The sequence below is a fragment of the Dorea sp. AM13-35 genome (assembly GCF_003473885.1).
Lineage (GTDB): Bacteria > Bacillota > Clostridia > Lachnospirales > Lachnospiraceae > Dorea_D > Dorea_D hominis.
Genome location: NZ_QUCZ01000008.1, coordinates 167,490 through 177,238 on the forward strand (window position 1 = coordinate 167,490; position 9,749 = coordinate 177,238).

Here is a 9,749-nt window from a genome sequence, read left to right on the forward strand (position 1 = left end):
ACGGCAATTATCTCAAATCATATGTTCAAGAATTAAATTTGAAAACATCCACCTCCAATGAATTCCCGCAGTAGGGAGTTCGTTGGAACGTTTTCACTTCCGATTCCCACAAAATAATCCAGGAATTTTAACAATCGTTTTGCTTCTACATATTCCGGTGCTTTTCTGTCCACTCCAAACAGAAGTGCTTCCACATATGGTTTCAATACAGCAAGTTCATAAATTAACGCCGAATTGAACATCACATCCGCTTCTTCCTGATATGGGAAAATATTCTTCTCTTCCCCTTTTCTTACAGATGACCACATATTGATTGTCCGCGCAACCGAAGCGCCTCTTGTTCTTGCATCCCGGACAATTCTCCGGAGCAGACGTCCGTCTGTTGTCGGAATACGGTTATGCTCATCAATATTCAGCTGTGTCAGTGCACTGATATAGATCTTGAATTTATTTTCATCCGGAAGACTCTGCGTCAGTTTCGGATTCAGGCAGTGGATTCCTTCGATGACAAGAACATCATTTTTTCCCAGCTTCTTCACGTCCGGTCCGTATTCCTTATGTCCGGTCACAAAATTAAACCTTGGAAGAACAACTTCCTTTCCTGCAAGCAGATCTCCCAGTTGTCTGTTAAATAACTCCACATCTACTGCTTCCAGACATTCAAAATCAAAATCTCCGTTCTCGTCCACCGGATTTTCTTCCCGTTCTACAAAATAATTATCTACCGCGATCGGATGCGGCACCAGACCACAGGCACGAAGCTGTACTGACAGTCGATGGGAAAATGTTGTCTTTCCGGATGATGACGGACCAGCGATCAGGATAAATTTTAATTCCGGTCTGGCAGCGATCGTTGCAGCTATTTCCGCAATTTTTTTCTCCTGTAATGCTTCCTGGACGAGTACTGTCTCCCGCACATCACCTTTGGTAATCCTGTCATTCAGTGCACCAACAGTCTCAATCCCCTGCATATCACCCCAACTTGTGGATTCTTTTAATACATGGAATAATTTGTTCTGCGGCTCAAATGGCGGAACAATTTCCGGTTCCTTCTGTTCCGGCATCTGGAGCACAAATCCGTCATCATAAAGATACAATTTAAAGTATTTTAAATACCCGGTGCTCGGAACCATATATCCATAATAATAGTCTTCAAATTCATTAATGCTGTAGATATTTACTTTGGAAACCCTGCGGTACGCAAACAACTTCTCCTTATCATGCATACCGTATCTGGCAAATGTCGCAATCGCATCATCGGTATTTACAGATTTCTTATTGATTGGAAGATCTGCCTCTACCATCTGATGCATCCGTGCTTCTACCTGATCCAGGAACTGCTGATCCAGTACAACATTGCCTTCAATTGTACAATAATATCCCTTACTGACGGAATAGTGGATCCGGACTTTATCAACATTCTCGTGTTCTGCCACATCATAAATTGCTTTGACAAGCAAAAGGCTCATGCTTCTTTTGTATGTTTTGTGCCCACTGTCACATGCTGTTGTCTCAAAGTTAAGTGTACAGTTTCTGTTTACTTTCTTGTGAAGTTCCTGTAATTTACCATCAACCGTGACAAGTACGATATCATGGGAATATTCTTTCTGATATTCTTTTGCGATCTCCAGATAGGTTGTTCCGGCTTCATACTGTCTGATCTCGTCATGGATTTTTACCTGATACATTTCACATCATCCTTTCTTTGCATCTGTCCGAAAATGTCTGTGCAACATCTGCCATTCCTATACCACCGTAAACGGATGATGGATGGCAGCACTTATAACCGCTGTCTGCGGAAACGCTTCCTGCAGATATTTCTTCATATCTTCTATAAAAATGTGTTCCACACCATAATGTCCTGCATCAATGATTGCAAGTTCCTGTGCAACTGCATCAATCCCCTCGTGATGACCGATATCTCCGGTAATCAATACATCCGCTTTTTTTGCCAGCGACTGTGTGATCACGCTTTTTCCGGAACCCGGACAGAGAGCGATCCGCGATACCTGTTGAGCAAGATCACCAAATACTTTCACTTGCGGAACCCCATATGCTTTCTTTACTTTATCGCAGCATTCTTTTAAAGTTACCGGTTTCTGCCAGCTGCCAATCTCACCAATGCCTTCCGGATACTCCTCACCTGTTTCCGGCTGTATGCGCATTCCGGTAACATCCAGCACTTCTGTATCATTGAGCCCCAGAAGATTGCCTGCAAGCTCAGCCATCCTGCATACATCGTAATTTGTATGCATTGCATAATAAGAAATATCATTACCGAGCAGCTGTAACAGACGTCTGCCGATAAAATCCCGGTTGTTGATCTGTTTCATGCCGCCAAAAATCAACGGATGATGTGTTACAAGCATATCTGCTTTCTGACAGATTACATCCTCCACCACTTCATCTGTCGCATCCAGCGCAACGTAGATTTTACGGACTTCTTTATCGTCTCTTCCGGCAAGAAGTCCGACATTATCCCAGGAGAGCGCCGCATCCTTTGGATATACATTTTCTATTTTTTCCATGATCTCTTTACAGAGCATACTATTCACCTCTGTTTCCTGTATTCCCGTTTCCGGGTTTCTCATTTATTTTCTATTATAATATGCTGTTAATCAGATATCTCCGGCTATAATACTTACAGATTATTCTGCATTATGCACATCCGTGATTCGTTCCAGTGCTTCTTTTGTTCTTAGCATCTCTTCTGCAAGCTCTGCTTTCCTCACCTGAATACTTGTACTGTCTGCCTGTTTATTTAACTGCTTCAAAATCTTCTCCTGGATCGCACATTCCCGCAACAGGAAATCCTTTAGCACCGGATGCTTTTTTTCAAGTAATTTCTTTCCATAATAGTATTCATACTCTTCATAGGTTTCCGACTCTCCATGCTCCACTTTGAGAATCGGATAGTATTTGCCATCTTCTTCCACCATATCCTCATCGACGATCAAAAACTGTTCCTGCGTAAGATACCGTCGTACTTTGTCAATCTCTGACTGTGGCTGTAAAATACAGGTTTTCATCTGATTGATCACATCTTTACCATCTTCCAGAATATGGATCACAAGTCCACCACCCATTCCAGCGGTGATAAGCGTATCTGCTTCTCCCGGAACAAGTGCCTGTGTACCATCCGATAATCTTGTCTCAATCCGATCCGACAGTCCCTGTTCTTCAATATGTATTCTCGCCCGCTCAAGCGGTCCTTTATTAATATCCATAGCGATTACCCGTGATGCGATCTTCTCCTGTATCAGATAAATCGGGATATAGCCATGGTCAGTTCCAACATCTGCAACAGAGGCGCCCTCTGTCACAAGAGCTGCAACTGCGTACAGTCTTTTTGATAGTTCCATAGGCGCCTCTTTCTTAGTCTAAATAATCTCTTAATTTTCTGCTGCGGCTCGGATGACGAAGCTTACGAAGGGCTTTTGCTTCAATCTGTCTGATACGCTCACGCGTAACGTCAAATTCCTTACCAACTTCTTCCAGTGTACGTGCACGTCCGTCATTCATACCAAAACGCAGTCGCAATACTTTCTGTTCTCTCTCCGTCAGCGTGTCCAGTACTTCATCCAGCTGTTCTTTAAGAAGGGTCTGTGCTGCTGCCTCTGCCGGCACCGGTACATTATCATCCTGAATAAAGTCACCAAGATGACTGTCCTCCTCTTCACCGATCGGAGTTTCCAGTGACACCGGTTCCTGGGAAATCTTAAGGATCTCACGCACTCTGTCTACCGGCATGTCCAGCTCAGCAGCGATCTCTTCCGGCGTAGGTTCACGTCCTAAATCCTGCAATAACTGTCTGGAAACACGGATCAATTTGTTGATCGTCTCTACCATATGCACTGGAATACGGATCGTTCTTGCCTGATCGGCAATTGCTCTTGTAATCGCCTGACGGATCCACCATGTTGCATACGTACTAAACTTAAATCCTTTATGATAATCGAATTTCTCTACTGCTTTGATCAGACCTAAGTTACCTTCCTGAATAAGGTCAAGAAACAGCATGCCTCGTCCGACATATCTCTTTGCAATGCTGACAACAAGTCTAAGGTTCGCTTCTGCCAGTCTCTTCTTGGCGCTCTCATCGCCTTCTGCCATACGTTTTGCAAGATCTACTTCTTCTTCCGCTGTCAGAAGCGGAACTTTACCGATCTCTTTCAGATACATTCTGACCGGATCTTCAATGCTGACTCCATCCGGAACAGACAGGTCAATCTTCTCAACATCTACTTCATCCTCGTCTGAGATTACAATATCCGAATCATCAATATCGTCATCATCGGAGCTGATACGAAGCACATCGATATTCTGTCCTTCCAGATATTCAAATACTTTCTCCATCTGTTCAGAATCCAGATCGATATCATGGAAGAAGTCATTGATTTCCTGAATCTCAAGAATCCCTTTTTTCTTCTTTCCAAGCTTCACCAGTTCTTTTAATCTCTCTTCAAATTTTGCCATGTGTTCGTCCATGTAATGCCATCCTCTCATTGCTTGTTTATATTTTATCCCTAATTAATGGAAATATGCAGTTTCTCAAGGTCCTGCAGCTGACGTTTTGCTTCCATCAGACGCTGCAGTCCTGCAATATCTGTCGGCGCAAGATTCCTTGCTGCCTCTTCAATGCTGTGGTTCTTCACACGGATGATTGTTTCTTTCAATGCTTTCTCCTGCTCCCCAAGAGTTGTCAGTTCCTTGATTTTCGTATGGAACAGACTCGCAACTTCGCGATGTTCTTCCTCATCCGTAAAATGATTCATGATCTGTGCCGGATTCACCTGCTGTTTCTCATATTGTTCATACAATATAGAAGCAACTGTCCGATATATATCGCCGGTAAAATCTTCCGGTGAAATGTATTTACAGATCTGTGAAAATATATTCTCATCTTCGATCAGCCACGTCAGAAGCACCTTCTGGGACGTAATATTCCCATCTTCTTTCTTCTCTTTTCGTGTCTGTTTCGGTCTGGAAACCGGCTTTGCCAGTCCCTGCTGTACGGCAGTCTTCACAACTAATTTGCGAAGCTCTTCATATCCCACGTGATATGCCTGCGCAACAGCTTCTATGTAATTATTGCGCTCAATCTCTTCTTCAAACTCTCCAAGCCGTCTTGCAACTTCCCGCATAAAATCAGTCTTTCCTTCCGGTGAATGCATATCATAATCCCGCTCCAGAACTTCCAGGCTGAACATGAATCCATTCCTTGCTCTGCCAATCCGTTCTTCAAAAGCTTCCGCTCCGAGATTCTTGATAAATTCATCCGGATCTTTGTAAGGTTCCATACGGATAATCTTTGCCGTAATCCCTACATCCTTAAGAATCGGGATTGCACGCAGTGCTGCTTTCGTCCCTGCCTCATCACTGTCGTAAGTCAGATATACTTCCTTCACGTAACGCTTGATCAGTGAAGCATGTCCCGGTGTCAATGCAGTTCCTAAAGATGCAACCGCATTGGTAAATCCTGCCTGATGCAACGAAATCACATCCATATACCCTTCACACAGAAGAAAATATGGCTTTCTTGTGCTTCTTGCACGATTCAATCCGTACAAGTTCCTGCTCTTGTCAAAAATCAGTGTCTCCGGAGAGTTCAGATATTTTGGTTTCGCATCTCCCATCACGCGACCGCCAAATCCAATCACACGGCTGTTCACATCCATGATTGGGAACATCACACGGTTCCAGAACTTGTCATGCGCACCATGCCGCTCATCAATACTGATCAAACCAGCCTTCGCAATCATCTCGTCCTTATATCCTCTTTCTTTCAGGTAACGGTACAAATCGTCGCTATACTTATTGGAATATCCCAGCCCAAAAGCCTTAATCGTATCATCCGACAGTTCCCGCCTCTTTAAATAAGAAAGTCCGGCTTCTCCTTTTGAACTCTTAAGCTGTACATAAAAATACTGTGCTGCGATCTTATTGATCTCAAGCAGAATTGCCTTCAGATCAGCTCTCTCCTTCGCCTGTGCAGAATATTCCGTTTCCGGAAGTTCTACCCCGGCCTTGTCAGCCAGATATTTCAGTGCTTCCTGAAAAGTATAATTTTCATACTCCATCAAAAATGTAAATACATTCCCACCTGCACCACAGCCAAAGCAATAATACATCTGCTTCCCGCGGCTTACTGAAAATGATGGAGACTTCTCATTGTGAAAAGGACACAGACCGAAATAAGAGCTGCCCTTTTTTTGTAATTTCACATAGCTGGAAATCACATCCACAATGTCATTGCGGGATCTGACTTCCTCTATAATCTCATCAGAATAATACATATACTCCGCCCTTTTTCTTTGTCTTAAAAATACCCTCATGCTAAATATTCAACAAAGAACTTTGATTTCCTTTTAATATTTCCAAGATTCTGGGATAAAATATTCCTGAAACTTCTTTACGGCATAGTTATCCGTCATTCCAGCAATATAATCACACACGATCATTTCTTCCGGCTCACCTCGTTCTTCCAGAATGGTCAGAAATTCTTCCGGCATTGCCTCCAGATGTTCCATATAATACTGATACAGACTGGTGATCATATGAATGGCTTTTCCTTCCTCACCTTTTGCATCCTGATTTGTATAAACACGTTCAAACAAAAATTCTCTGAGTCCGCTCATCGCATCCTGGATCTCCGGTGACATCACGATCTTATCACGATCCATACTGGATATGATCACATCATGCACCATCGTATTCAGCCTTTCTCTTGTCGTCATTCCGAGAATATCCGTATAACACTTCGGAATATCTTTTATCCTCAGGATTCCTCCACGGATCGCATCATCAATATCGTGATTGACGTACGCAATTTTATCCGACAATCTCACAATCTGTCCTTCCAGCGTATGCGGATTTCCACTAGTCTTATGATTTTCAATCCCATCAACTACTTCCCAGGTCAGATTCAGTCCCTGTCCCTGTTTTTCCAGATATTCTACTACACGCACACTCTGTATATTATGACTGAATCCAGATGGACTGACACTGGCAAGCGCACGTTCCCCTGCGTGTCCGAACGGTGTATGCCCCAGATCATGTCCCAATGCGATTGCCTCCACCAGATCTTCGTTCAGTCTCAGCGCTTTCGCGATTGTTCTTGCATTCTGCGATACTTCCAATGTATGTGTAAGTCTTGTCCGGTAATGATCCCCCTTCGGATAAAGAAAGACCTGCGTCTTCTGTTTTAACCTGCGGAATGCTTTACAATGTAAGATTCGGTCTCTGTCTCTTTGAAATACCGGTCTGAGATCACACTGTGGTTCCGGTCTTTTTCTTCCCCGTGATGCAATACTTTTCGCTGCATAAGAACTTAAATATTCTAATTCACGCTCTTCGAGCTGCTCTCTGATCGTCATAACAGTACCCTCCTTGACTCTTCCCGCATATTTACAACAACCTATTTCAATGCTATATTACTTTTAAAAATAAAAACTTACTAAATTTCTGATTATCTTTTCATAAGTTGGTAAATGCCGATATATCCCGTATTTTAGGGCTTTATCGGTATTTTCTTTTCGGAAGATACCTTGCATAAGCTGGCATTTACCAGCATGAAAATGCAACCAAAAGTAGTAAATGAGTAGTAAATATAAGCTCCGATATTAACAAGCCAGCCTTTCCAGTTCTGCTTTTGCAGATTGAAATGTGCCGTGTGCATAATAGCCAAGTGTCATGGTTATGTTAGCGTGTCCCATGAGATATTGCAGAGTGTTTGGGTTCATTCCTCTGTTTGCCATATTCGTACAATAAGTATGTCTGAATGAATGTGGCGTGATGTTCGGTAACTTGTCCGTGTGATACTTGTTATACTTCTTAATCAGTCCTCGCACCATGCCCTCATAGTTTCCTGCAACTTTAGGCAAGCCCTCACGATTTAGGAATAGGAAATTGCTGTAACCACCTACAATCAGCGGTTGTGCCTTTCCTCTGTTCTTTAGTATTCTTTGGATTGCTTGATAAGCCCGTTCTGTCAATGGAAGTTCCCGTTTTCCGTTTTTGGTCTTTGGTGTTTCAATATAGTAGCCCATTTCGCTATCTTTCAATAACTGGTGGTCTATATTGAGTATTCTGTTCTGCATATCAATATGCGTCGTCAGTCCGCAAAATTCAGAAATACGAAGTCCCGTTTCCAGCAGAAGCACAACCTCATCATAATACTTACTGTAAATCTTGTCCTTTTCCATAAAGGCAAGCAGGTGTTCTTCCTGCTCTGGTGTAAGGATAACTTTCTGTTCGGTATCATCTTCCAGAACATCACTTAACTTAAATTCAAATGGGTTCTTTCTGATACAGTCGTCTTGTATTGCCATGTAAAATGACGCTTTCAAGGAACGTTTATAGTTATCAATCGTTTTATAGGCATATCCTTTTTCGCTCATTCTGATAGCCCATTCTTTAGCGTCCGACTGCTTAACCGTATCAATCGCCCTCATACCTAATGGGTCATTTTTCAAAGCGTTCATAAGATACTGTCGTCCTTTTTCAGTAGCCCTTTTGATGTTCTTTCTTTGACTGTTCTTCTTGTCGTAGAGCTGGCAGACTGTCATTTTACCGCCGACTGTGTCGATACCGTCGTTAAGGTCTTTTTTTATCTGTGCTTCTTTTTCCCTCAACGATATATCATCACGCTTTCCAGCAGGTGTCTTGTCTGTCGGTACAAGTTTCCAAGAATAGATAAATTGTGGCTTTCCGTATATATCGGTATATTTATAAACGTATCTTCCGTCTTTTCGCTGGCTCTCTCCATTACGCAAATTGCGATTTTTACTGTCTTTTCGTTTCACATTAGACATAGTGTAAAGCTCCTTTCCGTCATGGAATGAGCCGTGATACGCTACTAATATTATACCATATCTACGGCTCAATGACATTAGATTTCGTCCAATGTATCTATGATTTTTTCAAATTGTTTTCGCTTAATCTGAATACGATTACCGTTCACGATAACCCAGCCAGCGTCAAGATTTTCTTCGGCTAATTTACGCAATTTCTTTTCGCCAATACGGAAGTATTTAGACGCTTCTTCAATCGTCAGCGTATATTTTTCCCAGATAGGCACATCAGTATTGTTCATAATCTATGCACCCCCTTTACTGTGTGTCATTTTTTTACAAGCAGACAAACGGCTTTGGAAAGCTCCGTTAGTATCTCAACTATTCCCATTCTTGTGGGCAGAACCGCACCATGCGGACGTATCATTATTCTGTGAGGATAGGTCGTGGCAAAACGACTATTCCAACAGTCGCTCTCGGATCACTGCGTGGGTCGCTCGCTTTCTTTTGGAAAGGTCATGGCGTACAGTCCCCGTGGCTTGCTATCTCACAAACGTATCTGTCTGCTTTATTCAGTTGTCAAAGACCAGACGGGCATAATCAATCCCAATATGAATTAGAAGCGTTTAATATCAAAGTTTAAGATTTTACGAATAATCGCTTCTTTGATAAAACCTTTCATTTCCAAATCTACCGCAAGACGTAAGTTGTTGTTATCGTCGTAAAACGGACGCATACAGCACTGATTGATATATGGGTCATAAAATTCCAAGATTTTTGAAATTGCTGTTTCGTCGCCGTCGCAGGCTTTGGAAATAACCGTGAAAGTCGGTGTCAGCTCTTTTGGCATTTTTCTTTTTCCTCCTCAATCAGTTGCTTTAACTTGTCTAGTGCTTGTATTCTGCACTGAATATTACGGTGCGGCAGAGCCGCCAGTCCGGTGTGGCGAGAGCCACC

Annotated in this window: 9 protein-coding genes; all 9 read right to left on the reverse strand. The window is 42.6% G+C overall.

Annotated features, from left to right (window positions below; genetic code table 11):
- Nucleotides 1-32: 32 nt before the first annotated feature.
- The 9 genes from DW152_RS10405 to DW152_RS10450 all read right to left on the reverse strand — a co-directional run bounded on the left by DW152_RS10405 (nucleotide 33) and on the right by DW152_RS10450 (nucleotide 9,642).
- Nucleotides 33-1,688: a nucleoside kinase gene (locus DW152_RS10405; protein ID WP_118288567.1), complete on the reverse strand. Its 1,656-nt coding sequence runs from the start codon at nucleotides 1,686-1,688 to the stop codon at nucleotides 33-35.
- Nucleotides 1,689-1,745: 57 nt separating this feature from the next.
- Nucleotides 1,746-2,546, reverse strand: coding sequence for a Nif3-like dinuclear metal center hexameric protein (locus DW152_RS10410; RefSeq protein WP_118288572.1), 801 nt, complete (start codon nucleotides 2,544-2,546; stop codon nucleotides 1,746-1,748).
- Nucleotides 2,547-2,648: 102 nt separating this feature from the next.
- Nucleotides 2,649-3,362, reverse strand: a complete 714-nt coding sequence (locus tag DW152_RS10415; protein WP_118288568.1) for a tRNA (adenine(22)-N(1))-methyltransferase — start codon at nucleotides 3,360-3,362, stop codon at nucleotides 2,649-2,651.
- 13 nt (nucleotides 3,363-3,375) lie between these two features.
- A complete protein-coding gene (gene rpoD, locus DW152_RS10420; RefSeq protein ID WP_021860698.1) occupies nucleotides 3,376-4,488 on the reverse strand; it encodes an RNA polymerase sigma factor RpoD in 1,113 nt (370 codons plus the stop codon).
- Nucleotides 4,489-4,526: 38 nt separating this feature from the next.
- Entirely contained in the window at nucleotides 4,527-6,296 is a 1,770-nt protein-coding gene (gene dnaG, locus DW152_RS10425) for a DNA primase (protein ID WP_118288569.1), read from the reverse strand.
- A gap of 72 nt (nucleotides 6,297-6,368) precedes the next feature.
- Nucleotides 6,369-7,376 carry a deoxyguanosinetriphosphate triphosphohydrolase gene (locus DW152_RS10430; RefSeq protein WP_118288570.1) on the reverse strand — a complete coding sequence of 336 codons (1,008 nt, stop codon included), beginning with the start codon at nucleotides 7,374-7,376 and terminating at the stop codon, nucleotides 6,369-6,371.
- A 246-nt stretch (nucleotides 7,377-7,622) separates the two neighbouring features.
- Nucleotides 7,623-8,813: a site-specific integrase gene (locus tag DW152_RS10435; RefSeq protein ID WP_025489609.1), complete on the reverse strand. Its 1,191-nt coding sequence runs from the start codon at nucleotides 8,811-8,813 to the stop codon at nucleotides 7,623-7,625.
- 77 nt (nucleotides 8,814-8,890) lie between these two features.
- Nucleotides 8,891-9,094: an excisionase gene (locus tag DW152_RS10440; RefSeq protein WP_002347229.1), complete on the reverse strand. Its 204-nt coding sequence runs from the start codon at nucleotides 9,092-9,094 to the stop codon at nucleotides 8,891-8,893.
- Between the two features lie 314 nt (nucleotides 9,095-9,408).
- A complete protein-coding gene (locus DW152_RS10450; protein WP_003431885.1) occupies nucleotides 9,409-9,642 on the reverse strand; it encodes a helix-turn-helix domain-containing protein in 234 nt (77 codons plus the stop codon).
- Nucleotides 9,643-9,749: the final 107 nt, after the last annotated feature.